Below are 26,412 nucleotides of genomic sequence, written 5' to 3'. Positions count from 1 at the left end.
TCACTTCGCGTCGTGAAAGATCACACCAACGGTGTGGCGATGGCCGGAGCGGATCCGGCTGACGCCGTGGCGCAGATTAACGCGATAGACGCCGCGCGTCCCTTGCACCGGACGATGATGCACAGCGAAGGCCACCGCATCGCCCTGGGTGAGCGGCACCACCTCCGGCCGCGACTGCATCCGCGGACGTTGCTCGGTCAGCACGAATTCGCCGCCGGTGAAGTCGCGCCCCGGTTGCGACAGCAGGATCGCGACCTGGATCGGAAATACGTGCTCGCCGTAGAGATCCTGATGCAGGCAATTGTAGTCGCCCTCGCCATATTGCAGCAGTAGCGGCGTCGGCCGCGTCTGCCCGGCGTCGTGGCAGCGTTTCAGGAACACCTCATGGGCGGATGGATAGCGGATATCGATCCCCATCGCCTGGTTCCAGCGATTGGCGATGCCGGTCAGCCGCGCGTAGAGCGCGGGCCGCAGCTCGGCAATCAGGTCGGGCAGCGGATAGGAGAAGTACTTGTACTCGCCGCGGCCGAAGCCGTGGCGGCCCATCACGACCTTGCTGCGAAACCGGCTGTCGTCGGGATAGAGCCCGGCGATCGCATCGCATTCCTGCGGCGCCAGCAATCCCTTGAGGACCGCACATCCCTGCCCGTCGAGGTCGGCGGTGACGTGCTCCCAGTCGAGCGCATCGACGCGGGCGGGGATGTCGGTTGAGGCCGCGCGGGCGGCGATTTTGGCTGTTGCTGTCATGGCGCGACTCTCGCCGATCATTGCCGTCGGCGCCACCCGATTTCCGACGGTTCCGGCGTCATTGCGAGGAGCAAAGCGACCAAGCAATCCAGCCCTCGGCAGACCAAGAAATGGATTGCTTCGCTTCGCTCGCAATGACGGCGGGGAGATCAGCCCCTAACCGGCAGCGTGATCACGTCATAGCCGTGCCGGATCGTGCGCTTCCTGACCGGATCTTCCAGCTCGAACTCGAATCGGCTGGCCGGCCGGATGCCGCCCTTGGCCGCAAAGGTGCCGCCGAACATGGCGCAGCCGTCGGGCAGGCCCTCCCCGCCGAAGCCGCGGGCGACCAGCTCCTTGACCGGCAGCATATGATCGAGCGTGCCCTCCTGGTAGAGCACACGTTCGCCGCCGATGACGGCCCAGGAGCGCAGGATCAACTGGTCCCAGTGATCGATGACGTCCTCGAGCTCCCATAGTTCGGACGCCATCGGCTTGTCGCACATCTGTTTCGACACGGTGACGCTGTAGCTCTCGACCTTGCGGTCGGTGTGGTCGGAGCCGCAGCCGACGAAGATGCGGCCCTGCCAGCCGATCAGCACGAACTCGACCTCGCCGCTGGACTCCTCGCCGCAGACTTCGATCGCGTCGGCAAAGGTCAGCCGGCGCGCCGAGCAGCGGTAGTAGATCGGCGTCGTGGCGGGCCGCGCGATGCCGAGCGCCTCGAGCTCGGCGATGTGCTTGTCGCGCGCGACGGGATCGCGGCCGGTCCAGCCCGCGATCACCGCCTGCTTGATTTCGAGCGTCAGAGGCGTGGCCATGCCCTTGTCGTCGACGGTGAAGGTGAGATCAAACACGGATGATGCTCTCCATTCCGGCCGCAAGCTCGAAGATGCGGCGATCCGAACCGCCCGACGCCGCGAGCATCAGGCCGACCGGCACCTCGCCCTCGCGATGCGCCGGCAGCGAGATGGCGCAGCCGTCGAGCACATTGATCAGCGTGCAGTTGCGCAGTGCGCGCAGGTTCTGCGTCGTGAAGGCCTTGTCGTCGGCGAGATCGGCGATCATCGGCGGCGTGTTCGCCGTCGTCGGCAGCACCATCGCGTCATAGGGTGCGATGCGCTGTCCGGTTCGTGCGATGAAGGAACGGCGCGCACTGAGCAGATCGATGTAGTCGGCGGCCGGGAATCCCTCGCCGCGCAGGATGCGGGCGGAAACGCGGGGATCGTACATGTCGCCCTTGCTCGCGATCAGGAAGCGGTGCCAGGCGTAGCTTTCCGCAGCCGCGAAGCCGCCCTTGGCGTTCATCACGCCGACGTCGAGCAATTCCGGCACCTCGATCCGCTCGATCAACGCGCCCGCGCGTGACAGCGCCGAAAGCGCCCGCTCGAACGTCTTGGCCACGGCGTCGTCGAGGTCATCGAGCGCAACGGTGGTCGGCACCGCAAGGCGCATACCCTTCACCGGGCGCGGCGTGATCGGCTCGACTTTCTCGTCCGCGAGCACGGCATCGAGCGCGGCACAACACGCCACCGAGTTTGCCAGCGGGCCATAGCTGTCGAGCGAGAATGACAGCGGCACGCCGCCGTCGAGCGGCATGCGGGCTTGCGTCGGCTTGTAGCCGACGATGCCGTTGAAGGCCGCCGGGATGCGGCACGAGCCGCCGGTGTCGGTGCCGAGCGCGCCAAAGGCCATGCCGTCGGCGATCGACACCGCGGCACCGGAGGACGAGCCGCCCGGCACGTGGCCGACCTTGCGGTTCCACACGCTCTTCGGCGTCCCGTAATGCGGATTGATGCCGATGCCGGAATAGGCGAACTCCGTCATGTTGGTGCGGCCGATCACGATGAAGCCGGCGCGCTTGAGCCGCGCCACCACGGGCGCATCGGCGTCCGCTGGCGCGGAGTCGTCGAGCGCCCGCGAGCCCGCGCGCGTCACCTGCCCCTTGATGTCGAAGAGGTCCTTGACCGAGACCGGGATACCGGCAAACGGCGATGGCGCCGCGTTCGCCTTGCGCAGCCGGTCCATGGCGTCGGCCGCCTCCAGCGCGGCATCCTTGTCGACGTGCGTGAAGGTGCGTTGGCCTTCGCCCGCGGGATCGGCGATTTTGGCGATGCATTGTTCGACCAGCTTGCGGGCGGAGGTCGTGCCGCCGGCGAGATCGGCGGCAAGGGAGGCGAGTGTCGGATTGTTCGGCATGGCGTTCCGGTCAGTGTTGGCTTCGGCGTCACGCAGGGGTGCGATTTGCCGTGTGGCGGACTATCGTCGATGACGCGTTGGCATACAAGCGCCCTCACGGGCCAGCATACCGCCATGCGGCAACGATGCTGGACCGTTGACGGGGAATAGCCGATTGTCGCATCAAGATTGCAAACATCTTTGGGAGGACTTGCCGACATGGCCGAGGCTGCGCGCGCCAAACCGAAACCGACGCCGGAAACCCAGCACTTCTGGGACGGCACGAAAGCCGGCGAATTGCGCCTGCAGCGCTGCGATGCCTGCGCCAACGTCTACTTCCCGCCGCGCCCGTTCTGCCCGTCCTGCGCCTCGCGCAAGGTCTCGGTGTTCAAGGCGAGCGGCAAGGGCAAGCTGTACAGCTATGTCATCAACCACCGCCCCGCCGCGCCCGGCTTCACGCCGCCCTACGCCATCGCCGTGGTCGAGCTCGACGAGGGCCCGCGCATGATGAGCAACATCGTCGACTGCGCGCAGACGCCCGAGGCGCTCGAGCTCGACATGAAGCTGGAGGTCGCGTTCGAGAAAATCGACGACAAGATCACCCTTCCGATGTTCCGTCCGGCGAAGGGGTAAGCACGATGCGCGGGAACCAGGTTGCCGTCGTCGGAGCGGCCGAAACCACCGAACTCGGCGTCATCCCGAACATGTCGCAGATCCAGCTGCACGCGGACGCGGCGCTGAACGCGATCGCGGATGCCGGACTGAAACTGTCAGACATCGACGGCTTCGCCACCGCGGTCGAGACGCCGCAGCAGATCGCCCACTATCTCGGCGTCACGCCGACCTGGGTCGACGGCACGTCGGTCGGCGGCTGCTCCTTCATGCTGCATGTCCGCCACGCTGCGGCGGCGATCGAGGCCGGCCTTTGCAAGACCGTTCTGATCACCCATGCCGAGAGCGGCAAGTCGATGATCGGCAAGCTGCCGCGCTCGATTCCCGCCGACAGCCTGCAAGGGCAATTCGAGGCGCCGTTCGGCGTCTACGGTCCGCCCAGCATGTTCCCGATCCCCGTGCTGCGCTTCATGAAGACCCACGGCATCACCCATGAGCAGCTTGCGATGGTCGCGGTCGTTCAGCGCGAATGGGCGGCGAAGAACCCGCGCGCGATGATGAAGGACCCGATCACGGTTGCCGACGTCCTCAATTCGCGGATGATCGCCTATCCGTTCCGCCTGCTGCAATGCTGCCTCGTCACCGACGGCGGCGGCGCGCTGATCCTCACCTCCGCCGATCGCGCCAAGGATTTCCCGAAGAAGCCGGTCTATATCCTCGGCACCGGCGAGAGCGTGGAAACGCCGATGGTCAGCCAGATGAAGTCTTTTGACTCATCGCGCGCCTTCAAGGTCGCAGGCCCCTTGGCCTTCAAGGAAGCCGGCATCGCCCACAAGGACGTCGATCACCTGATGATCTACGATGCGTTTGCGCACCTGCCGCTCTACGGTCTCGGCGACCTCGGCTTCATGCCCTATGAGGAGACCGGCAAGTTCATCGCCGACGGCCATACGCGCCCCGGCGGCAAGCTGCCGCTCAACACCAATGGCGGCGGCTTGAGCTATATGCACTCCGGCATGTACGGCATGTACGCGCTGCAGGAGAGCGTGCGACAGATGCGTGGCATCGCGCCGGCACAAGTGCCGAATGCGAAGATCTCGGTCTGCCACGGCGTCGGCGGCATGTTCGCGGCATCCGGCACGATCATCTTTACGAACGAGAAGTAGGCAACATGAGCCCGTCATTGCCGGGCTTGACCCGGCAATCCATCTTCTTCTGAAGAAGGATAGTTGCGCGGGTCAAGCCCGCGCTTGACGATCGAGGGGCTCGTCCAATCGCAGATAACAGGACAGAGAGGTCACCATGACAAAATCACTGCAGGACAAGGTCATCATCGTCACCGGCGCGGGCCGCGGCATCGGCCGCGAGATCGCGCTGCTCTGCGCCGCTGAGGGCGCCAAGGTCGTCGTCAACGATCCCGGCGGCGCGGCCGACGGCGCCGGATCGAGCGCTGCGCCCGCCGAGGAGGTGGTCGAGGAGATCAAGAAGCGCGGCGGCACCGCGGTCGCCAATTTCGAGTCGGTGGCGGAAGCAATTCCGGCAAGCAAGATCGTGAAGACCGCGACCGATCATTTCGGCCGGCTCGACGGCGTCGTCAACAATGCCGGTATCCTGCGCGACATGATCTTCCACAAGATGAGCGTGGAAGCCTTCGAAGCCGTCATCAAAGTGCATCTGATGGGCTCATTCTACGTCTCTCACGCCGCGGCGCGCATTTACCGCGAGCAGGAGAGCGGCTCCTTCGTGCACTTTACCTCGACCTCCGGCCTGATCGGCAATTTCGGCCAGGCCAATTACGCCGCCGCCAAGCTCGGCATCGTCGGCCTCTCGAAGTCGATCGCACTCGACATGGGCCGCTTCAACGTGCGCTCGAACTGCGTGTCGCCGTTCGCCTGGACCCGCATGATCGGCACCATCCCGACCGAGACCGAGGCCGAGAAGGCGCGCGTGGCGAAGATCCAGCAGATGGGTCCGGAGAAGATCGCGCCGGTCTGCGCCTACCTGCTCTCGGACGCTGCCAAGGACGTCACCGGCCAGATCTTCGGCGTGCGCATGAACGAGATTTTCCTGATGGGTCAGTCGCGCCCGATCCGCTCGGTGCACCGCGGCGAGGGCTGGACGCCGGAGACCATCGCCGAACACGGCATGCCGGCGCTGAAGGGCTCGTTCTACAAGCTCGACCGCTCCGCCGACATCTTCACCTGGGACCCGATCTGACGGTTTTATGAAAATGTCGTCCCGGCGAACTTCGTGCGCAATCGCGCACGAGGCCGGGACGACACACTCTTTGGTTGCTTCATAGCAACTCGCCCGCTTTATGCCGGATTGCGGGCACATGGTTTCCATCCCAACAAAAAAGTGGGAGGAAAACCATGACAAAAACCCTGACCTTTCCCGATCATCAGCCACTCAGCCGCCGCAACCTGATGAGGGGCGCGGCGGCAATCGCCGCAACGGCCGCGACCGTCAAGGCCGCCTCTGCGGCGACGGTGACGCCACTCGGCCAGACCGGCGCTCCGACACGCTCAACGCAACCGCTGCCCTTGGGGCCGCTTCCAGGAAGCCGCTATCCGGATTCCCGCCTCGAGTCGGCCAAACCCAACAAGATGTCGTTCGGGCCAGCAGATTTTCCAGCCTTCGCCGGCACCATGGCGGTTGAACGCGTCGCGACCGGGTTCCGCTGGGCCGAAGGTCCGGTCTACTTCCCGGCGGGGCGCTACGTGCTGTTCAGCGACATTCCCAACAACCGCATCATGCGCTTCTCGGAAGACGACGGTCACGTCAGCGTCTATCGCCAGCCGTCGATGAACTCGAACGGCAACACCATCGATCGGGAAGGACGGCTGATCACCTGCGAACATGCCGGTCGACGCGTCACCCGGACCGAACTCGACGGTTCAATCACCGTGATCGCCGACAAGTACAATGGCAAGCGGCTGAACTCGCCGAACGACGCGGTCGTCACGTCAGATGGCGCGATCTGGTTCACCGATCCGGTTTACGGCATCGGCGGCTATTATGAAGGCGTCAAGGCCGAGCCCGAGCAGGAGAAGCACAACGTCTATCGGTTCGATCCCAAGTCCGGCGAGGTCAAGGTTGTGGTCGACGACTTCGTGGAGCCCAACGGCATTACCCTTTCGCCCGACGAGAAGAAGCTCTACGTCATCGACACCGGCTTCACGGACGGGCCGGACAACCCGTCGCATATTCGCGTTTTCGACCTGGATGTGGCCGGCGGAAAGATGTCGAACAGCAAGGTCTTTGCCGAGATGCCCAAGCCCAGCATCACCGACGGGATGCGCTGTGACACCGAAGGCCGCATCTGGTGCTCGGTGGGCTGGGGCGATCCGAACGAGGACGGCGTGCGCTGCTACACATCAGGCGGCGATTTGCTCGGCAAAATCCACATACCGGAGACGGTCGCCAATCTGTGCTTCGGCGGCCAGCAACGAAACCGACTGTACATCTGCGGCTCGACGTCACTCTATGCGGTGTACACCAGCGTGCAGGGCGCGATGAAGCCGTAAGCGATTGGCGAATGGGGCGTGGCGAATAGCGAATAGGGAGACCCATTCGCTACTCGCTATTCGCCCTACCCGCTATTCCTCAACCCCGCGGAAATACCGTTGATCGTGATCTGGATGCCGCGCAGCACCTGCTCATCCGGGTTCTGCGCGCGATGCTCCTTGAGCAATTCCACCTGCACGTGGTTGAGCGGATCGAGATAGGGGAAGCGGTTGCGGATCGAGCGCTCCAGCAGCGGGTTGCCCTGCAGCAGCCGGTCGTGGCCCATGATGTCGAGCAGCGTCTCGATCGAGAGATGCCATTCCCTGCGGATGCGGCCGAAGATCTTCTCGCGCAAGCTCTCGTCGGGCACGAGCTCGGCATAGCGCGAGGCGATGGCGATCGAGCTCTTGGCCAGCACCATGTCCATGTTTGACAGCAGCGTGCGGAAGAACGGCCACTCTCTGTACAGCTCCTGCAGGAACGGCATGCCCTGCTCGGGGTGCTCCAATATCCAGGTCTCGACCGCCGCGCCGAAGCCGTACCAGCCCGGCAGCATCAGCCGGCATTGCGCCCAGGAGAATACCCAGGGGATAGCGCGAAGGTCCTCGATCTCGCGGGTCTTCTTGCGCGACGCCGGACGGCTGCCGATGTTCAGCGTCGCGATCTCGTTGATGACGGTCGAGCCCCAGAAATAATCGGCAAAGCCCTCGGTCTCGTAGACGAGGCCGCGATAGGCCTTGAAGGCCAGCGCCGAGAGCTGCTCCATCGCCTCCAGATATTCGGCGCGCGGCGCGCTCTGCCGCGGCTGCAACAGGCTGGTCTCGAGCGTTGCCGCGGCGAGGATTTCGAGATTGCTGCGGCCGACCTCGGCGTTGGAATATTTGGAGGAGATGATCTCGCCCTGTTCGGTGATGCGGATCTGGCCGTTCACCGCGCCGCCGGGCTGGGCGATGATCGCGTCATAGCTCGGCCCACCGCCACGACCGACCGAGCCGCCGCGGCCATGGAACAGGCGCAGGCGCACGTGATGGCGTTCGAACACTTCGACGAGACCGATCTCGGCCTTGTAGAGCTCCCAGCCCGAGGTGACGAAGCCGCCGTCCTTGTTGCTGTCGGAATAGCCGAGCATGACCTCCTGCACGCTGCCGAGGCTGTCGACCAGCTTGCGGTAGTCGTGCAGCGCGAGCATGCGGTCCATGATGGCACTGGAGGCCTGCAGGTCCTCGATCGTCTCGAACAGCGGCACGACGTTGATCGCGCTGCGGCCGGACGGATTGACGAGGCCGACCTCCTTCAACAGCACCGCGACCTCGAGCATGTCGGACATGCCCTTGCACATCGAGATGATGCATTGGGAGATCACATCGGGGCCGAATTTGGCGTGCGCTTCGGCGGCAGCGCGGAACACCGCGAGTTCGCCCTGTGTCTCCTCGGAGTATTTGACGAACGGCGAGGTGAGCGGCCGGGCGCTGCGCAATTCGTTGAGCAGCAGGCTGACACGGGCATCCTCAGCCAACGCCAGATAGGACATGCCGGGATTGGCGGCATCGAACAACTCGGCGATGGTGCGTTCGTGCACCGCAGAATTCTGGCGGATGTCGAGCCGGGCAAGATGGAAGCCGAAGCAATCCACGGCGCGGCGCAACAGCCGGAGCCGACCGCGCGCGATCACCCCGGAATTGTTCGCGATCAGCGACCGGTCGAGCACGTCGAGGTCGGCCTGGAATTCCTTCACGCTCGCGTAAGGCTCGGCCTTGCCGACCGGCGGCCGCGTGGTCTCGACCTCGAGCTTGGCGGCCGTCGCCGCAAGCCGCGCATAGATGCCCGACACCGCGAGGCGGTAGGGCTCGCCGCTGCGATGCGGCGAGGTGTCGGGCGAGCGTTCGGCAAGCGTGCGCAATTCGTCCGAGACGTCGGCAAGATGCGCCGCCAGCGACAGTTCGGCGCCGAGCGCATGGAGCTCTTCGAGGTAGAAGCTGAGCGCGCGGCTCGACTGCAGGCGCAGCGTGCCGCGCATCACCTCCGCCGTGACGAACGGATTGCCGTCGCGGTCGCCGCCGATCCAGCTTCCCATCCTGAGGAACGAGGCGAGATCGCCCGCCTCGCCGCCCTCCTTGTTCAGGCGGTCCTCCAGCGCGCAATGCAGCCGCGGCACTTCCTGCAGGAAGGTGTAGCCGTAGAACGACAGTCCGTTGGCGACCTCGTCGAGCACGGTGAGCTTGGTCCGGCGCAACAGATTGGTCTGCCACAACGTCACCACCGCTCGGCGAAGCTGCTCGTCGCTCGCCTCGGCCTCGTCCGCGGTCATCTGCAGCCGCTCGCGGCGGTCGAGCAGGCCTGCGATCTCCATCTCGCGGTCCATGGTGCTCTTGCGGCGGACCTCGGTCGGATGCGCCGTCAGCACCGGGCTGACCAGCGCGCTCCTGAAGAAGCCGCGGAGATCGGCCGGGCTGATGCCGGCCTGCCGCGCGTGGGTCAGCGTCTGTTCCAATGTCGACGCCCGCGGCGCCCCGTTCGGGCCGCGGCTGCGCATCTGGCGGATGTTGTTCTGGTCCTCGGCGATATTGGCAAGGTGGGAGAAATAGCTGAAGGCACGGACGATCCGCAGCGTCTCCGAGATCGACATGCCGTCGAGGATGGTTTCCAGCTCCTGCCGCGCCAGCCTGTCCTCGTCGCGGTGGAACCGGATCGAGGTCTGGCGGATGCGCTCGACCAGGTCGAACACGTCGGCCCCCTCCTGGTCGCGTACGGTATCGCCGAGAATGCGTCCCAGGAGGCGAATGTCGTCCCGGAGCCGCGCATCCAACGCCGAGTTATCGAGCGCATTGGCCTCTTCGGCGCGCTTGGCGCGGACCTCGGTCTCGGAAGGCATGGTCTGGGGAGGCATAGGCTGGCTACTCCAGAAGCTGCCCGGCATTTCCCGCAGTGTGCAATTTTTTTACCGCAGCGCAAGATGAACTTGGGGGCGCTGCACATTTGCCTGCCAAGCGGCTCTAAATCCGCCGCCCGGCCCGCTCCCAATACGGATCCCGCAGCCGGCGCTTGAAGATCTTGCCGGAATCCTCGCGCGGCAGGTTGGTCTGGATCTCGATGTGCTTCGGCACCTTGTAATCCGCAAGCGAGGTCTTGAGCTCGGAACGGATCGCGCCGACGTCGAGGGTCACACCCGGCTGCGGCTCGACCACCGCCATCAGCGCCTCGCCGAACTCCGCGTCGGGAATGCCGAACACCGCGCAATCATGCACCCCGGGGACGGCATGCAGCACCGCCTCGATCTCAGCCGGATAGATGTTGACGCCGCCCGAGATCACCATGTCGCGCTTGCGGTCGCAGATGAAGACGTAGCCGTCCTCGTCGATGTAACCGACGTCGCCCGAGGTGATGAACCCTTGGCGATCGATCTCGGCGCGCTTCTCCGGCTTGTTGTGATAGGTGAAATCGGGATTGCCTGCGATCCGCGAATAGATTTCGCCGATCTGGCCCTGCGGCACGTCCTTGCCGTCGTCGCCGATGAGGCGCAGCTCGGCACCGGGCGAGATTTTTCCGACCGTGCCGGGCTTCTTCAGCGCATCCTCCGAGGTTGCGAATGTCACCGCTCCCGACTCGGTCGAGCCGTAGAACTCGTAGATCACCGGCCCCCACCAGTCGATCATCGCGCGCTTGACGTCGGCCGGGCACGGTGCGGCGGCGTGGATGATGTGGCGCAGCGACGACATGTCGTACTTCTTGCGCACCTCGTCCGGCAACTTCATCAGACGGATGAACATGGTCGGCACCATGAAGATGGTGTCGATCTTCTCGCGCTCGATCAGGTGCAAAAACTCTTCCGCGTCGAAGCGCGGCATCAGCACCAGCACGCCGCCGAGGCGGCCGGCGCGCAGGCCGAACGAGTTCGGAGCGGAGTGATAGAGCGGTCCCGGCAGGATCGCGCGTGCCCCGGGCTTCAGGCCGTAGATCATCGCGCGCATGGCTTCCGCATTGGCGGTCTGCGCGGGCGTCGGCGCGAAGCGGCGCACGCCCTTGGGATGACCTGTCGTGCCCGACGTGTAGATCATGTTCTGCGGCTGCGGCACCGCCGGCCCGTCATAGCGCGGGTGCTGTGCCAGCCAGGTTTCGAAATCGGTCGCGAAATCCGGCGTTGTGAGGTGATCGGGATTGATCTTGTAGTTCGCCAGGATTTCCGGCGGCGTCGGCACGCTGAGCACGGTGACACCGGACGGAACGGCATCGCGCAGCGGATGCAGCATGTCGGCATGGGCGATCAGGACCCGCGAGCCGGAGTCCGTCAGCACGTAATTGATCTCTTCCGGCTTGAAGTGCCAGTTGATCGGCACGCCATAGGCGCCGAGCCGCATCGCCGCATAGGCCGCCTCGATGAAGGCGATGTCGTTGCGCATCAGCATGCAGACGCTGTCGCCCGGCTTGACGCCGAGCTGGCTCAGTCCGCTCGCGATGCGGTCGACGCGCTCGCCGACCTCGGCGTGATCACGCCTGCGCGCGCCAGAGATGATGCCGTGGAAGAGTTGGGACGTTTCGCTCATTTTTTCGTGCTTGTTCTTCGTTCTTGGTTAGCGGCGCTGGCTATTGTCGTCATCACCGGGCTTGTCCCGGTGATCCACGTCTTGCCTCCGTCGCCATAGCGAAGACGTGGATGGCCGTGACATCTGCGCGAAGACGCGCTTCGCGCTCTTGCCCGGCCATGATGGAGACGGAAAATTACGCATCCGCAAAGCGCGGCGCGCGCTTTTCGAGATTGGCGCGCACGGCTTCGGTCTGATTGGGACTGCCGAGCAGCTTCTGCTGTTCAACTGACTCTGCAAGTAGCGCCGCAGCCGGATCGACCGAGAGATTGTTCAGCATCCGCTTCGCGGCGCGGATCGCGTCCGGGCTCTTGCCGGCGATCTCGCGGGCGAGCTCGAGCGCTGCAGCGCGCGGGTCATCGCAGACGCGGGTGGCAAGGCCGTAGCTCTGCGCTTCCTGCGCCGAGAAGATGCGGCCGGTGTAGGTGAGCTCGCGCAGGATGTCGTCGCGCACGAGGCTCGCAAGGATCGGCGTGCCCGCCATGTCGGGCACCAGGCCCCATTTGATCTCCATGATCGACATCCGCGCGTCCGGCGAAAGGAAGCGCATGTCGGCGCCGAGCGCGAGTTGGAACCCGCCGCCGAAGGCGACGCCATGGATCGCGGCGATGACGGGCACCGGAAGCTGCCGCCATCCCCACACCGCCTGCTGCGGGAAGTTCGCCTTGCCGTGGGTGCGGATGGAGAGGTCGCGCTTCTCGCCGCCCGGCACTCCGTTACCACCCTTCTCCTTCATGGCAGCGAAGCGGCCCATGTCGAGGCCGGCGCAAAATGCGCGGCCCTCGCCGGACAATACGACCACCCGCAAGCCTTTTTCCTTGGAAAGCCGATCGGTTGCGGCCACCAACGCCTCGAACATCGCGGCATCGAGCGCGTTCATCTTGTCGGCCCGCACCAGGCGGACATCCGCGATACCGTCAGAAATCGATATCGAAACGCGATCTTCCATGGAAATCTCCTCCGCTCGTTCAGTGTTGGCGCTTTACAGAAAGGCCGTTATTCGGCTTTAGTCAATCGATCAATTAACAGACAACCCCCGTGGGTGGAAACGATGTTCAACGATCAGCTTCTCGCCGGGCGGCGCATTCTCGTTACCGGAGGCGGCACTGGGCTCGGCAAGGCCATGGCCGCACGGTTCCTGCAACTTGGCGCCGAGGTGCACATCTGCGGACGCCGCAAGATCGTCTGCGACGAGACCGCCACCGAACTGATGGCCGAGTATGGCGGACGCGTGGTCAGCCATGGCGTCGACATCCGCAACGCGATGGCCGTCGACGAGATGATCGAGGCGATCTGGACCACCAGCGGTCCCCTCACAGACCTCATTAACAACGCCGCCGGCAATTTCATCTCGCGCTCGGAGGAGCTGTCGGCGCGCGGCTTCGATGCGGTCGCCAACATCGTGATGCACGGCACCTTCTACGTGACGCACGCAGTGGGCCGACGCTGGATCGCGGGTGGTCACCGCGGCAATGTGGTGTCGATCACCGTGACCTGGGTGCGCAACGGTTCGCCCTATGTGGTGCCGTCGGCGATGAGCAAGTCGGCGATCCACGCCATGACGATGTCGCTTGCGATCGAATGGGGCCGGCACGGCATCCGCCTCAACACCATTGCGCCGGGCGAAATCCCGACCGAGGGCATGAGCAAGCGCATCAAGCCGGGCGACGAGGCCGGTGCGCGCACCAAGGCGATGAACCCGATGGGCCGCGTCGGCACCATGGAGGAGCTGCAGAACCTCGCTGTGTTCCTGATCTCCGGCGGCTGCGACTGGATCAACGGCGAGACCATCGCCATGGACGGCGCGCAGGCGCTCGCGATGGGCGGCAACTTCTATCAGCTGCGCGACTGGAGCGACGACGACTGGACCAAGGCCCGCGAGTCGATCAAGGCGCAGAACGAGAAGGATCGCGCCGCGCGGAGCTGATTCCTGCAGTGCTTGCCGCGGCTCGCGCCTTATCCTCCGATGTCGTCCCGGCGAAGGCCGGGACCCATAGCCACCGCTTTGCGTTGTTCGCACGCTGTGGCCCCAGCGTCGTGCCACACTAACATTCGTGGTTATGGGTCCCGGCCTTCGCCGGGACGACGCCGTTGAAGCAGAGGAGCCACGATCCCTGTATTGTTTTTCGCGCGAGATATCGCCACACTCCGCGCAACCAGAACAAAACACCACGGGGGAAATATGTCTACTGCAGCGCAACTGACGAACCTTGCCGACATGGTGCGCGACCGCGCCAAGAGCCGCGGCAACGCGCTGGCCTATGAGTTCGAGGGCCGTCAGACCAGTTTTGCCGAGTTCGACGTCAAGACCAACCGCGTCGCTAACGCGCTGATCGCGATGGACGTCAAGAAAGGCGACCGCATCGCCTATCTCGGCAAGAACAGCGATTTCTATTTCGAGCTCCTGATGGGCGCGATGAAGGCCGGCGTGGTGATGGCGCCGGTGAATTGGCGGCTCGCGGGTCCCGAGGTCGCCTTCATCGTCGATGACTGCAAGGCGCCGGTCTTGTTCGTCGGCCCCGAATTCATCACGCAAGTCCGCAACATCAGGGACAAGATCCCAAGCGTGCGCACCATCATCACGACCGAGGGCGGCGCGCCGGAATGGCCTGATTTCGCGGCGTGGCGCGACGCGCAGAGCGGCGACGATCCCAAGGTGCCGATCGAACGGAAGGACATCGCGATCCAGCTCTACACTTCGGGCACGACAGGCAAGCCGAAGGGCGCGATGCTCTCGCACGCCAACTTCCTCAACCTGGTGCAGACCGGCAACGAGGCCGAGAAGCCCGAGTGGAACCGCTGGACCACCGACGACGTCTCGCTGGTCGCGATGCCGATCTTCCATATCGGCGGCTCCGGCTGGGGCGTGATGGGGCTCTATCACGGCGCCCGCGGCGTGATCGCGCGCGAGTTCGACCCAACCAAGGTGCTCGACTTCTTCGAGCAGTCCGGCATCACAAAGCTGTTCATGGTGCCGGCCGCGATGCAGTTCGTGGTGCGGCAGCCGCGCGCGCGGCAGATGGATTTCTCCCGCCTGAAATACATGCTCTATGGCGCTTCCCCGATCCCGGCGGCGCTGTTGAAGGAGTGCATCGAGGTCTTCAAATGCGGCTTCGTGCAGATGTACGGCATGACCGAGACGACCGGCACCATCGTCGCGCTGCCGCCGGAAGACCATGTCGAAGGGCTCGACCGCATGCGTTCTGCCGGCAAGGCCCTGCCCGGCATCGAGCTCGCGATCCTCGACCCCGACGGCAAGCCGCTGCCGCCGGGTGAAGTCGGCGAGATCGCCACCCGCTCCGGCTCCAACATGTCCGGCTATTGGAACCTGCCCGAGGCGACCGCAAAGACCATCGACAAGGACGGTTGGCTGCGCACCGGCGATGCCGGCTACATGGACAAGGACGGCTATCTCTACATCCACGACCGCATCAAGGACATGATCATCTCCGGCGGCGAGAACATCTATCCGGCCGAGGTCGAGAGCGCGATCTGCGATCATCCCGACGTGGCGGAAGCCGCCGTGATCGGTATCCCTGACGACAAATGGGGCGAGGCGGTGAAGGCGGTGGTGGTGATGAAGCCGGGCAAGACGGCGACCGCGACCGACATCATCAACTTCACGCGCGAGCGCATCGCAGGCTACAAGACGCCGAAGTCGGTCGACTTCATCCCGGCGCTGCCGCGCAACCCGTCGGGCAAGATCCTGCGGCGGAATTTGCGTGATCCGTATTGGGAGGGGAAGGACCGGCAGGTGAATTGATCCGTCATTGCGAGGAACGAAGTGACGAAGCAATCCATGCCTCCACTTGCGGCACGATGGATTGCTTCGCTGCGCTCGCAATGACGGGGAGACAACAGGCACTTACTTCTTCATCTTCTCCCGCATGATCCGTCGGCGTTCCTTCGCCTCGTCCGACCAGACCTCGTTGATATCGTAGTACTCGGCGAACACCTTCGCGTCCGGCGGCAGCGTCACCCAGGGCTGCTTGGTCGAGGTGAAGATGTGGACGTCGGGCGGGCATTGGGTGGGATCGTCCATGGTGCCGACGCGGACGAACCGCACCGCGGGTCCTGATCCCGGATAGTTGCTCCACACCGCGACCTTGCAATGCGGGCAGCGTGCGATCTTCTGCCCCTTCCCGCTTGCCGACGGTGTATCCACGATCTCCGGCTCGGCGGCGGTATGCTCGACCCGCTCGGCTTCGTACATCGCGTTGAGCGCGTGCACGGTGCCGGTCTCGCGCTGGCACCATGTGCAGTGGCAGGCGTGCACGATCATCGGCTTGCCGATCAGGCGATAGCGGACGTGCCTGCAGGTGCATCCACCTTCCATTGTCATGCCGCCTCCTCCGCTTGTGCTCAGTGTTTGCCGGCGCCCATATAACCGAACAGGAAGCCTGCCACCTTGCGCTTCTGGATCTCCTCGCTGCCCTCGGTGATGCGGTAGCGGCGGTGGTGGCGATAGATATGCTCGAACGGCTTGTGGCGCGAATAGCCCATGCCGCCATGCACCTGCATCGCGCGGTCGGCGGCGTCGCAGCAGAGCCGGTTTGCCCAGAAGTTGCACATCGAGACCCTGTCGGACAGCGTGTGCTCGACCTGGGCCTGGGTGAGCTGGTCCATCTCCCAGGCGGTCTTGCGGATCAACAGCCGCAGCATCTCGGCCTGCGTCGCAAGCTCGACCAGCGGCCACTGGATCGCCTGGTTCTCGGCCAGCGCCTTGCCGAACGGCTTGCGCTCGCGCGCGTATTTCACGCTCTCATTGATGCAGTAGACGGCGGCACCGAGCGAGCTCGCCGCCTGGCGGATGCGGTTCTCGTGCACGAAGCACTGCGCGAGCGACAGGCCGCGCCCGATCTCGCCGAACAGCGCATCCTCCGGCACGAACACGTCCGTGAAGCTGACGCGCGGGTGGTCAGTCGGCATGTTGAAGGTCCACATATACTCCTCGACCTTCACGCCCGGCGACTTCGCCGGCACCAGGAAGCAGGTGATGCCGCGCGCATCGCCGTCATTGCCGCTGGTGCGGGCGAACAGCGCGCAATGCGTCGCGACGTGCATGCCCGTCGTCCACATCTTCTCGCCGTTGATGATCCAGCCCTTGACGTTGTCGCGGACAGCTTGCACCGCCTTCGTTTCCATATGGGTCGCGTCCGAGCCGTGCTCGGGCTCGGTGAGACCAAAGGTGATGCGGTATTTGCCGGTGATGGAACCGTCGATCATCGCCTTCTGCTCATCGGTTCCGTAGCGGTCGAGCATGGTAACGATCGGCAGATTGCCGACGATCGAGTGCTCGTTCTGCAGATCGTTGTGCAGGCCAAGGCCCTTCGAGGCAAAGTGCTCGCGGATCACGGCCATCCAGAGATTGGAGCCGTCCTTGCCGCCATAGCGCTTCGGGATCGCGAAGCGCAGATGGCCGGCGGCATCCGCGCGGTTCTTTGCCTTGCGCAGCAGCGCCTCCCATTCATGCCGCGGCAGGCCACCATTGTCGAAATCGGTACGCGCCCATTCGCGGCGGTGGTCGAAGAAGCGGATGTTGTCGTCGGCCGCTTCGAGCGGCTTGATCTCGCGTTCGATGAAGCGGTCGAGTTCGGCGAGATAGGCTGTGAGGTCAGCCGGCAGATTGAAATCCAAGGCAGTCTCTCCCGGAAATATCGTTGATTTTGGTTTTGCGTTTAGGCGCTACGCCGCGCGCTTGCTCTGATCGATTAAGGTGAGAAGCACACGCCCAAGTCAAGCGGGCGATGCCGCTTGGCACGCGCCCTCGCCCCGCGTATTTGGATGGCACCAGAACGCGCGCACGCGCTAGGATGCCGGCAATATTCTTCGCCACAGAAAAACGACGGGAGCAGACATGGATCTCAAATTCTCCAAGGTGACGCGCAAGGGCCCCATCACCATCGTGACGCTGTCGCGCCCGGAAGTTTACAACGCGCTGCACATCGACGCGCATTTCGAGCTCAACAAGGTCTTTGACGACTTCTCCGCCGACCCCGACCAGTGGGTCGCGATCGTCACCGGTGCCGGCGACAAGGCGTTCTGCGCCGGCAACGACCTGAAATGGCAGGCGTCGGGCGGCAAGCGCGGCTGGGACAAGGGCGGCTTCGCCGGCCTCACCACCCGCTTCGACTGCGACAAGCCGATCATCGCCGCCGTCAACGGCGTCGCAATGGGCGGTGGTTTCGAGATCGCGCTCGCCTGCGACCTGATCATCGCCTCCGAGAATGCGACCTTCGCGCTGCCCGAGCCGCGCGTCGGCCTCGCCGCGCTCGCCGGCGGCCTGCACCGGCTGCCGCGGCAGATCGGGTTGAAGCGCGCCATGGGCATGATCCTCACCGCGCGCCACGTCAGCGCCAAGGAGGGTCTTGAGCTCGGCTTCGTCAACGAGGTCGTGCCGCAGGGCGAGGCACTTGCCGCCGCCGAGCGCTGGGCCGAGACGATTGCCAAGAACTCGCCGATGTCGATCCGCGCCTCCAAGCAGGCGATCCAGAAGGGCCTCGAAGTGTCGCTGGAGCAGGCGCTGGCCGAGCAGCGCGACTACCCCGCGGTGAAGGCGATGGTCGCCTCGCAGGATTACATCGAGGGACCAAAGGCGTTTTCGGAGAAGCGCCCGCCGAAGTGGCTGGGGCGGTAGTGGTTCCGCCGTCATTGCGAGGAGCGAAGCGACGAAGCAATCCATGTCTCCGCAAGTGGTGAGATGGATTGCTTCGCTTCGCTCGCAATGACGAGGATACCAGCTACCTCGTTCCCAATTCCCTCTAATTGCCCGTGGGATGGGTAGAGCGCAGCGAAACCCATCGGCGCTTGCCGCGTGTCGTGATGGGTTTCGCTTCGCTCTACCCATCCTACTTATTTCCCAACTCCCTCTTGTAGGACGCGTAGTTCGGCTGATCGACGGCGAGCTTGTCCATCGTGGTCTGCCAGAGATGCTCCGACAGGCCCGGCGTCTGCAAATCGACCTCGCCGTTCGCGATCTTCTCCGACAATGCGCGGTTCAGCTCCACCAGCGAGCCGTCGGTGCCGAGCAACTGTTTCAGCCGCGCGGCCTCGGTCGCTTCGCTCGCGTCCGCCAGTGCGAGCTGCCGCGTCACCAGATCGAGCGCGTTGATGCCGACGCGGAGCTTGAAGGCGTTGTGGCCCTTGATGGCGGGCGTGATCTCGCTGCGCAGGAAATCGGCAACGGCCTTGATCAGTTCGGTGGGTGTCGGTTCGTCCTGCATGTTACTTGCCTCGCGGCGCTAGCAGTCTAAGTAGGTCGATCTCGGTCTCCGACGCGCGCCGGCCGATCATCGCGCGCTCCATCGAGTGGTCGGGGCCGGCACGGAAGCGCTGCATCATGCCGCAGCACATCACGCCCCAGCGCAGCGTGCCCATTACCTCCCAGAACATCACCCTGTCAGGGTCGACCTTGCGGCCGGCCTCCGCGTAGCCGGCGAACAGGTCCTCGCGCGCGCCGAAACCGCCGACCGGCTTGTCGATCTCGCCGAAGCGCCAGGAATTGACGCAGATCCAGCCGAGATCCTCCATCGGATCGCCGAAATGCGCGAGCTCCCAGTCGAGCACCGCGCGTACGCCGTCGGGGCCGATGATGAGGTTGCCGTGGCGGAAATCGCCGTGCACCAGCGTCACCTCCGACGACGGACCGGGATCGTGATCGCGCAGCCAGCGCAGCGCGAGCTCGAACACCGGCCGCGGCCAGTTGAAGCATTGATACTCGCGCGTGAGGTCGTCGATCTCCTTCGTCGCCGTCACGCTGCGCAGCTTCGGCAGCTTCGCCTGCGGCAGGCCATGGATGCCGGCGATGACGCGGCCGAGCTGGCGGGCCAGGATCGGCCGCGCGCTGGCAAATTCCTCGTCGCGCAAAATCTTGCGCGCGATGGTTTCGCCCTCGACGCGGGCCATGATGAAGCCGCGGCCGAGCCCATCCTCAGGCGTCAAGACATGCATCACCTTGGGCGACGGCAGCCCGGCATCATGCGCGAGCTGCATCAGGGTGGCTTCCGCATCGAGGCCGGCGGCGCGGCCCGGCGCCGCGCCATAGCCCGGCGGCGCGCGGCGCAGGATCGCGCCGACATTGCCCGCCGGATGCACGATGTCGAACGTCCAGGTCTCCTGGCTGGCGCCGCCGGACAGCTTTGCGGCGCCAGTGACGCCGGTCGCGCCCGAAACGAAGGAGGCGACGCAGCGTCCGAGTTCGGCCTCGATCATTTGCCCTTGAACTTCGCCGGCCGCTTCTCGAGGAACGCGGTGACGCCTTCCTTGAAGTCCTCGGCGCGGCCTGCGATGCGCTGCGACTCGAATTCGAGGTTGAGCTGCTCCTCGAACGAGTTCTCCGGGCTGTCCCAGTAGAGCTTGCGGATCAGCGACAGCGCCACCGTCGGACCGTTGGCGAGCTCATGCGCGAGCTTCATCGCCTCCTCCATCAGCACAGCGTCGTCATAGACACGGTTGACGAGGCCCCATTCCAGCGCCTTCTCGGCCGGCAGCCGCTCGCCGAGCAGCGACAGCTCGACCGAGCGCGCCTTGCCGATCAGCCGCGGCAACAGCCAGGTCGAGCCGCAATCCGGCACCAGGCCGATGCGGCGGAACGCCTGCAGGAAATAGGACGAGCGCGCGCACAGGATCAGGTCGCCCATCAACGCGAAGCTCATGCCGGCGCCGGCCGCCGGGCCGTTGACCGCGGTGACGATCGGACAGTGCAGCTTACGCAACCGGCGCAGGAACGGATGGAACGCGGTCTCGAGTGCCGCGCCGGCATTGCTCTTGCCGGACTTCTGCTGGTTGCGGCCCTGCAGATTGGCGCCGGTGCAGAACGCCCTGCCCGCGCCTGTGATGACCAGGCAGCGCACCTCGTCGCGCCTGTCGTCGATCGCATCGAGCGCCTCGGCAAGGCCGCCCAGCATGTCGATCGAGACCGCGTTCATGACCTCCTGATGGTCGAGCTTGAGGATCGCGACCGATCCGTCGAAATCCAGCGTGACGTGCTTGAACTGCATTGTTTCCTCTTCATCGTTGCGCGGTTGGTACCGCAGTAGGTCGAATTTGATGCTTCGACCCATATTTGATTTTTGTGCCGGGCTTGTCCATGGTTGCGGCCCAGCCCATCCTCGAGCGCACGATTAACGCGCGCCAAACCAAATGGAAACCCCAATGAGTGGCATCTTCGATCTCACCGGCCGCGTCGCGGTCATCACCGGCGGCAATGGCGGCATCGGGCTCGGCATCGCGCAGGCCCTGAATGCCGCCGGCTGCAACGTCTCGATCTGGGGCCGCAACGCGGACAAGAATGCGAGCGCGGCGGCCTCGATGGCGGCCGGCCCGGGCAAGGTCGCGACCCAGGTCTGCGACGTCACCGATTCCGCCTCCGTGAAAGCGGCGATGCAGGCGACGCTCGACACCTTCGGCCGCGTCGACGGCTGCTTCGCCAATGCCGGCATCGGCGGCGGCGGACGGCGCGCCTTCATCGACCGCACCGAGGAGGAATGGCGCAAGATGTTCGCGACCAATCTCGACGGCGTCTTCCATGTGTTCCAGGTTGCCGCTCGCCACATGACCGAACGCGCCGAAGCCGGCGACAGATTCGGCCGACTGGTCGCCACCTCGAGCCTCGCCTCGCTGTTCGGCACCGCGCGCAACGAGCACTACGCCGGCACCAAGGCGGCGTTGAACGCGCTGTGCCGCGCGCTCGGCGTCGAGCTCGCGCGCCACGGCGTCACCGCGAATGCTATCCTGCCGGGCTGGATCAAGAGCGACATGACCGCAGGCATCATGGCCAACGACAAGTTCGTCGCCAACGTGATGCCGCGCATCCCGATGCGCCGCTTCGGCGAGCCGAGCGACTTCGGCGGCATCGCCGTCTACATCATGAGCAAGGCATCGTCCTATCATACGGCGGACTGCTTCGTGATCGACGGCGGCTATACGGCGTTTTGATTGCTCACGACTGTCGTCCCGGCGAAAGCCGGGACCCATACTCCGCGGCGGGTGTTGTGAGTGGGACTCGTCGTTCCGGGCGTGCGTAACAACCAATATTTGTGGCTATAGGTCCCGGCCTTCGCCGGGACGACATCAAGTTTGTCGCGCGGTCTATAAGACATACATCCGCATCCTCGCGGCGCCATCGCGTCCGAGTCTTGCGTTTACTTGCCCCTCTCTCGAAACAGAGGGCGCAGGGAAAGCCGGGTGCCGATTGCACCCATGGGTCCCGTGCAACAGAAAGCACGGGGGTAGGACCACAGGTGAAACCGGGAAACACGCCGGCTTTCCCTGCGCGATGGTTTTACGGCTTCCTTCGTGCTCTCCCCGGCGAGACCGGGCTTGTTTGTCACCGTCTTCGCAAAGACGCTTTCGCGTCTTGCGAGGAGACACCTGCCACTGGGGCGTCAGGACCACACGACTTCACCGTCCGCTTTGCGCGTTCTCGTCAGTTGCGCGCTCGGCGTCCACCGCATCTCACCGCAACACTCTGACGATCGCGACGCGCCCCTCAATCGGGTGAGACGGGCGCATCATTACACTGATTTGCCGTTCCGAAAAACCGAAATATTTCTTTCGCGGGGGCTTGCGCCGTCGGGCAAATCAATGGCATGGGGCGTCCCCTCCCTTCCTCCGTCATTCCGGGGCGACGCAGCATCGCTTCCACCGCGACAAAACTGCTGCTAGCGTTTCGTCGATAATCAAAAGCAACCGAGAGGACATTCAATGTTTTCACATGTGATGATCGGCACCAACGACCTCGACAAGGCCAAGGCGTTTTATGACGCGCTGCTCGGCACGCTCGATGTGCGGCCTGCCAGGGTCGACGGCCATCGCATCTTCTACATCACCAAGACCGGCGTGTTCTCGGTCTCGAAGCCGATCAACGGCGAGCCGGCAACGCATGCCAATGGCGGCACGATCGGCTTTGCCTGCAGCTCGCCCGAGCAGGTCGACAAGTGGCACGCGGCCGGCGTCGCCAATGGCGGCAAGCCCTGTGAGGATCCGCCGGGCGTGCGGGAAGGGTCCGGCGCCAAGCTCTATCTTGCCTATCTCCGCGACCTCGACGGCAACAAGATCTGCGCGATGCACCGGATGGTCTGAGCCCCTCGCCGACATCCAGGACCGCGGATTTCTTGACGCCAACATTTCCACGTCGTCATGGCCGGGCTTGTCCCGGCCATCCACGTCTTGTTTGCGCGGAAAACCAAGACGTGGATGCCCCGGCACACGGCCGGGCATGACGAGCTTGTGGAGAGACGGCGTTCAAACAACGTTTTAAACGCCGTCGCGATATTCCGCGATGCGGCAGCGATCATGCGGAAATGCGCGCTCGCACTTCGCCGCGCCTGCGTCTATTGTCCGCGGCGAACCGCGCAACTCGCCGATGGGAGGATGAAAGTAATGAAACACGCCTATGTGCCCCGCACCACCAACTACACGCTCAACCCGGGTGACGAGCTCAATGACCTGCGCATGTCGAAACAGGTCCGCCCGCTCTACGACCATGTGAAGCAGTTCATCCGCGACACGGTCGAGCCGATGTCGGTCGAGTTCTATCGCCTTGGCGAGAAGAAGACCGACCGCTGGAGCTTCACGCCCGAGCAGCTCCAGGTGCTGCAGAAGGCCAAGGACAAGGCCAAGGAAGTCGGCCTTTGGAACTTCTTCCTGCCCGACGCCGAGACCGGCGACGGCCTCAACAACCTCGATTACGCCTATATCGCCGCCGAACTCGGCAAGAGCCCGCTGGCGTCCGAGACCATGAACTGCTCGGCGCCCGACACCGGCAACATGGAGGTGCTGGAGCGTGTCGGCACCAAGGAGCAGAAGGAGAAGTGGCTGAAGCCGCTGCTCAACGGCGAGATCCGCTCGGCCTATGCGATGACCGAGCCGAACGTCGCCTCTTCCGACGCCAAGAACATTTCGACGACCGCAAAGCTCGTCGGTGACGAATGGGTGATCAACGGCGAGAAGTATTACATCTCTGGTGCCGGCGATCCGCGCTGCAAGATCATGATCGTGATGGTGAAGACCAATCCCGACGCGCCGCCGAGCAAGCAGCAGTCGCAGATCCTGGTGCCGATCGACACTCCCGGCGTCGAGATCCTGGGTCCGATGCATGTGTTCGGCCACGACCACGCGCCGCGCGGCCACATGCATCTGCGCTTCAATAATTGCCGGGTGCCGAAGGAGAACATGCTGCTCGGCGAAGGCCGCGGCTTCGAGATTTCGCAGGTCCGCCTCGGCCCGGGCCGCATCCATCACTGCATGCGCACCATCGGCAAGGCCGAGAAGGCGCTCGACATGATGGTGCAGCGGGGCCTCACCCGCGAAGCGTTCGGCAAGAAGATCGCCCATCTCGGCGGCAACATCCAGATCATCGCGCAGGCGCGCTGCGAGATCGAGGCGATGCGGCTGATGGTCTTGAAGGCGGCCAAGGCGATGGACGTGCTCGGCAACAAGGAGGCCCGCGTCTGGGTCTCGATGGTCAAGGCCATGATCCCCGAGCGCGCCTGCAAGGTGATCGACCAGGCGATCCAGATGCACGGCGCCACCGGCATCTCGCAATGGACCCCGCTCGCCGAAATGTACCAGGACGTCCGCCACCTCCGCTTCGCCGACGGTCCGGACGAGGTGCACTGGATGGTGGTCGGCCGCCACGAACTGAGCATGCCGTAGCTTCTCTACCCCTTCTCCCCGCTGTTCGCGGGGAGAAGGTCGGGATGAGGGGCTGCTTCTACAAGGGAGCGGCACAATGACGGAGCAATTCCGCGACAACGAAGCGCGCTCCCGGTTCGAGCTGGAGGTCGATGGTGTCATCGCGTTCGTCGTCTACCGCAGATCGCCTGATACGATCACGCTGGTTCACACCGAGGTGCCGCCGGAACTCGGCGGCCGTGGCATCGCTTCGAAGCTCGCGCGCGCTGCGCTGGACGCCGTGCGGGCCGAGCGGCGCAGGCTCATCGTCGAATGCGAGTTCATCCAGAGCTTCATGAAGAGGAATCCGCAATACGATGATCTGCTGGCGTAGGACGAAACAACGCCTACCGAAGTAGAGCTCCCCACTCGAACGCGCGGACTCCGGAGAACTACGGACTCTCGCACTCTCTGCACACACGCGATTGGCGAATCACGCCGCGCCCGCTAGGGCAGCGCGGGGGGCGGACGGTACTACGTTCCGCACTTGCTGAAGGGGCTGATCATGAAAACCACGCGCGACTATCTGAAGCAATTTTTCCGTATCGATCTTGCAAGCGCGATCGCCGGCCTGTTCGCGCTGATCGCGGTAGCGCTTTCGCCGGCCTATGCCGTCGAGCTTCCCGACGACGACGAGCAGGATGTGTTGGTCCGGACGACGTTGATGACGTTCAACGACGCAAACGTGACCGGCAACTACTCCGTCCTGATCGCCAAGGCGTCCCCGCAATTCCAGGCGCAGGTGACGCCTGAAAAATTGTCCACGACGTTTGAAGGCTTCCGGAAGAACAACCTGTTCATCGAGGACATCGTCAACGCCGAGTACGCGTCCCAGGACAAGCCCTCCGTCGATGGCGACGGCGTGCTGACGCTGTCCGGCACGTTCAAGACCGACGAGCTGACGGTGAAATACCGCCTGCGCTATGCCCAGAACGACAAGGCTTGGAAGGTGCTCGGCATCAACGTCGACGTGAACAAGAAGTAAGTTAGGAGTCCGTGGGGGGTTAGCGGAAGCATAACCCGCCACTCTCTCTTGCGCGTCAATGGCGGATTACGCTTGCGCCAATCCGCCATACGCCACCTCACGACGCGACCAACTCCCCGATCTTGTCCTGTGTCCTGGTCTCGAAATCGCTGGCGTCGTGGCGCTCGTGGAGCTGGCTTGCGGGATCGCCCCAGGTGCGGTTGACCATGCGGCCGCGCTTCACCGCCGGCCGCGCGGCGATCGCGTCGGTCCAGCGCTGTACGTTCTTGTACTCGTGCACCGAAAGGAATTCGCCGGCGCCATAGAGCAGGCCCTTGGCCAGCGCGCCGTACCACGGCCACACCGCGATATCGGCGATGGTGTAGACGTTGCCCGCGAGATATTCGTTGTCGGCAAGCCGCCGGTCGAGCACATCGAGCTGCCGCTTCACCTCCATCGCGAAACGGTCGATGGCGTATTCGATCTTGCTCGGCGCGTAGGCATAGAAATGCCCGAAGCCGCCGCCGAGATAGGGCGCGGCGCCCATCTGCCAGAACAGCCAGGAGAAGGTCTCCGCACGGGTCTTGATGTCGGTCGGCAGGAAGGCGCCGAACTTCTCGGCGAGATAGACCAGGATCGAGCCGGACTCGAACACCCTGACAGGCTCCGGCCCGCTGCGGTCCATCAGCGCGGGAATTTTCGAGTTCGGATTGACGTCGACAAAGCCGCTGCCGAACTGGTTGCCGTCGATCTTGATCAGCCAGGCGTCGTATTCCGCCCCCTTGTGACCGGCCGCCAGCAATTCCTCCAGCATCACGGTGACCTTCACGCCGTTCGGCGTCGCCAGGGAATAAAGTTGCAGCGGGTGACGCCCGACCGGCAATTCCTTCTCATGGGTCGGGCCCGCAATTGGACGGTTGATGCTGGCAAAGCGCCCGCCGCTCTCCTTGTTCCAGGTCCAGACTTTCGGCGGCTCGTAGGCGGGGATATCGGTCATGCAATGGGCTCCGGCGCGAACGGCGCGTCAAGGTTGGACCCGTAGGGTGGGCAAAGGCGCTCGTGCGCCGTGCCCACCTTCCGGACATGGCGCTGTATATGGTGGGCACGCTACGCTTTGCCCACCCTCATATGAGGCCTTTGTGAGTCAAGCGTCGCGCCGAGGGCTCGGGT

At 64.4% G+C, this 26,412-nt stretch carries 24 protein-coding genes; 12 read left to right on the top strand and 12 right to left on the bottom strand.

Features of this window, described 5'->3' with window-relative positions; translation table 11 throughout:
* The 3 genes from ACFFWD_RS18835 to ACFFWD_RS18825 form a co-directional block, all read right to left on the bottom strand.
* The gene (locus tag ACFFWD_RS18835) at positions 1 to 747 is read right to left on the bottom strand and encodes a 2OG-Fe(II) oxygenase (protein WP_376967758.1); all 747 of its coding nucleotides are present in this window, start codon (positions 745 to 747) and stop codon (positions 1 to 3) included.
* A 149-nt stretch (positions 748 to 896) separates the two neighbouring features.
* Entirely contained in the window at positions 897 to 1,583 is a 687-nt protein-coding gene (locus ACFFWD_RS18830; protein WP_376967756.1) for a DUF2848 domain-containing protein, read from the bottom strand.
* Entirely contained in the window at positions 1,576 to 2,925 is a 1,350-nt protein-coding gene (locus ACFFWD_RS18825; RefSeq protein WP_376967754.1) for an amidase, read from the bottom strand. The genes ACFFWD_RS18830 and ACFFWD_RS18825 overlap by 8 nt, the downstream gene beginning before the upstream one ends.
* 198 nt (positions 2,926 to 3,123) lie before the next feature.
* On the opposite strand from ACFFWD_RS18825, the gene ACFFWD_RS18820 reads away from it, so the two are divergent.
* The 4 genes from ACFFWD_RS18820 (at position 3,124) to ACFFWD_RS18805 (ending at position 7,043) form a co-directional block, all read left to right on the top strand.
* On the top strand, positions 3,124 to 3,537 hold the full coding sequence (locus tag ACFFWD_RS18820) for a Zn-ribbon domain-containing OB-fold protein (RefSeq protein WP_376967752.1): 414 nt from the start codon (positions 3,124 to 3,126) through the stop codon (positions 3,535 to 3,537).
* 5 nt (positions 3,538 to 3,542) lie between these two features.
* Positions 3,543 to 4,682: a thiolase C-terminal domain-containing protein gene (locus tag ACFFWD_RS18815; protein WP_376967750.1), complete on the top strand. Its 1,140-nt coding sequence runs from the start codon at positions 3,543 to 3,545 to the stop codon at positions 4,680 to 4,682.
* A gap of 136 nt (positions 4,683 to 4,818) precedes the next feature.
* Positions 4,819 to 5,733, top strand: coding sequence for an SDR family oxidoreductase (locus ACFFWD_RS18810; RefSeq protein ID WP_376967748.1), 915 nt, complete (start codon positions 4,819 to 4,821; stop codon positions 5,731 to 5,733).
* 389 nt (positions 5,734 to 6,122) lie between these two features.
* Complete coding sequence (locus ACFFWD_RS18805; RefSeq protein WP_376967904.1) at positions 6,123 to 7,043, top strand: SMP-30/gluconolactonase/LRE family protein; 921 nt, start codon at positions 6,123 to 6,125, stop codon at positions 7,041 to 7,043.
* A 65-nt stretch (positions 7,044 to 7,108) separates the two neighbouring features.
* Here ACFFWD_RS18805 and ppc read toward each other — a convergent pair whose 3' ends face one another.
* The 3 genes from ppc to ACFFWD_RS18790 all read right to left on the bottom strand — a co-directional run bounded on the left by ppc (position 7,109) and on the right by ACFFWD_RS18790 (position 12,552).
* A complete protein-coding gene (gene ppc, locus ACFFWD_RS18800) occupies positions 7,109 to 9,910 on the bottom strand; it encodes a phosphoenolpyruvate carboxylase (RefSeq protein ID WP_376967746.1) in 2,802 nt (933 codons plus the stop codon).
* Between the two features lie 106 nt (positions 9,911 to 10,016).
* Complete coding sequence (locus ACFFWD_RS18795) at positions 10,017 to 11,564, bottom strand: acyl-CoA synthetase (protein ID WP_376967744.1); 1,548 nt, start codon at positions 11,562 to 11,564, stop codon at positions 10,017 to 10,019.
* A gap of 175 nt (positions 11,565 to 11,739) precedes the next feature.
* Positions 11,740 to 12,552 carry a crotonase/enoyl-CoA hydratase family protein gene (locus ACFFWD_RS18790; RefSeq protein ID WP_376967742.1) on the bottom strand — a complete coding sequence of 271 codons (813 nt, stop codon included), beginning with the start codon at positions 12,550 to 12,552 and terminating at the stop codon, positions 11,740 to 11,742.
* A 102-nt stretch (positions 12,553 to 12,654) separates the two neighbouring features.
* Between ACFFWD_RS18790 and ACFFWD_RS18785 the strand changes: the two genes are divergently transcribed.
* Both ACFFWD_RS18785 and ACFFWD_RS18780 read left to right on the top strand, forming a co-directional pair.
* Positions 12,655 to 13,530: an SDR family oxidoreductase gene (locus ACFFWD_RS18785; protein ID WP_376967740.1), complete on the top strand. Its 876-nt coding sequence runs from the start codon at positions 12,655 to 12,657 to the stop codon at positions 13,528 to 13,530.
* Positions 13,531 to 13,785: 255 nt separating this feature from the next.
* Positions 13,786 to 15,366 carry a fatty acid--CoA ligase gene (locus ACFFWD_RS18780; RefSeq protein ID WP_376967738.1) on the top strand — a complete coding sequence of 527 codons (1,581 nt, stop codon included), beginning with the start codon at positions 13,786 to 13,788 and terminating at the stop codon, positions 15,364 to 15,366.
* A gap of 102 nt (positions 15,367 to 15,468) precedes the next feature.
* Here ACFFWD_RS18780 and ACFFWD_RS18775 read toward each other — a convergent pair whose 3' ends face one another.
* Positions 15,469 to 15,945 carry a GFA family protein gene (locus tag ACFFWD_RS18775; RefSeq protein WP_376967736.1) on the bottom strand — a complete coding sequence of 159 codons (477 nt, stop codon included), beginning with the start codon at positions 15,943 to 15,945 and terminating at the stop codon, positions 15,469 to 15,471.
* A 20-nt stretch (positions 15,946 to 15,965) separates the two neighbouring features.
* Positions 15,966 to 17,240, bottom strand: coding sequence for an acyl-CoA dehydrogenase family protein (locus ACFFWD_RS18770; RefSeq protein ID WP_376967734.1), 1,275 nt, complete (start codon positions 17,238 to 17,240; stop codon positions 15,966 to 15,968).
* A gap of 220 nt (positions 17,241 to 17,460) precedes the next feature.
* Between ACFFWD_RS18770 and ACFFWD_RS18765 the strand changes: the two genes are divergently transcribed.
* Entirely contained in the window at positions 17,461 to 18,240 is a 780-nt protein-coding gene (locus ACFFWD_RS18765) for an enoyl-CoA hydratase-related protein (RefSeq protein WP_376967732.1), read from the top strand.
* A gap of 211 nt (positions 18,241 to 18,451) precedes the next feature.
* On the opposite strand, the gene ACFFWD_RS18760 is transcribed toward ACFFWD_RS18765, so the two are convergent.
* Genes ACFFWD_RS18760 through ACFFWD_RS18750 form a run of 3 tightly spaced genes read right to left on the bottom strand, consistent with a single transcriptional unit; the run spans position 18,452 to position 20,602 of the window.
* Positions 18,452 to 18,826 (bottom strand): DUF6285 domain-containing protein, encoded by a 375-nt coding sequence (locus ACFFWD_RS18760; protein ID WP_376967730.1) that lies wholly within the window; start codon positions 18,824 to 18,826, stop codon positions 18,452 to 18,454.
* Between the two features lies 1 nt (position 18,827).
* Positions 18,828 to 19,814 (bottom strand): phosphotransferase family protein, encoded by a 987-nt coding sequence (locus ACFFWD_RS18755; protein ID WP_376967728.1) that lies wholly within the window; start codon positions 19,812 to 19,814, stop codon positions 18,828 to 18,830.
* On the bottom strand, positions 19,811 to 20,602 hold the full coding sequence (locus ACFFWD_RS18750; protein WP_376967726.1) for an enoyl-CoA hydratase/isomerase: 792 nt from the start codon (positions 20,600 to 20,602) through the stop codon (positions 19,811 to 19,813). The genes ACFFWD_RS18755 and ACFFWD_RS18750 overlap by 4 nt, the downstream gene beginning before the upstream one ends.
* A 154-nt stretch (positions 20,603 to 20,756) precedes the next feature.
* Between ACFFWD_RS18750 and ACFFWD_RS18745 the strand changes: the two genes are divergently transcribed.
* From ACFFWD_RS18745 to ACFFWD_RS18725, 5 genes are all read left to right on the top strand, one after another.
* The gene (locus ACFFWD_RS18745; RefSeq protein ID WP_376967724.1) at positions 20,757 to 21,539 is read left to right on the top strand and encodes an SDR family NAD(P)-dependent oxidoreductase; all 783 of its coding nucleotides are present in this window, start codon (positions 20,757 to 20,759) and stop codon (positions 21,537 to 21,539) included.
* 768 nt (positions 21,540 to 22,307) lie between these two features.
* Positions 22,308 to 22,685, top strand: a complete 378-nt coding sequence (locus ACFFWD_RS18740) for a VOC family protein (RefSeq protein WP_376967722.1) — start codon at positions 22,308 to 22,310, stop codon at positions 22,683 to 22,685.
* 300 nt (positions 22,686 to 22,985) lie between these two features.
* Positions 22,986 to 24,260: an acyl-CoA dehydrogenase family protein gene (locus ACFFWD_RS18735; RefSeq protein ID WP_376967720.1), complete on the top strand. Its 1,275-nt coding sequence runs from the start codon at positions 22,986 to 22,988 to the stop codon at positions 24,258 to 24,260.
* Between the two features lie 76 nt (positions 24,261 to 24,336).
* Complete coding sequence (locus ACFFWD_RS18730; RefSeq protein ID WP_376967718.1) at positions 24,337 to 24,612, top strand: GNAT family N-acetyltransferase; 276 nt, start codon at positions 24,337 to 24,339, stop codon at positions 24,610 to 24,612.
* 171 nt (positions 24,613 to 24,783) lie between these two features.
* Positions 24,784 to 25,263, top strand: a complete 480-nt coding sequence (locus tag ACFFWD_RS18725) for a hypothetical protein (RefSeq protein WP_376967716.1) — start codon at positions 24,784 to 24,786, stop codon at positions 25,261 to 25,263.
* 97 nt (positions 25,264 to 25,360) lie between these two features.
* Here ACFFWD_RS18725 and yghU read toward each other — a convergent pair whose 3' ends face one another.
* The gene (gene yghU, locus ACFFWD_RS18720) at positions 25,361 to 26,239 is read right to left on the bottom strand and encodes a glutathione-dependent disulfide-bond oxidoreductase (RefSeq protein ID WP_376967714.1); all 879 of its coding nucleotides are present in this window, start codon (positions 26,237 to 26,239) and stop codon (positions 25,361 to 25,363) included.
* Positions 26,240 to 26,412: the final 173 nt, after the last annotated feature.

This window comes from Bradyrhizobium erythrophlei (genome assembly GCF_042430365.1).
Classification (GTDB): Bacteria; Pseudomonadota; Alphaproteobacteria; order Rhizobiales; family Xanthobacteraceae; genus Bradyrhizobium; species Bradyrhizobium erythrophlei.
Note: the sequence above shows the minus strand (reverse complement) of the source record. Positions and strands in the feature narration are given on the sequence as shown.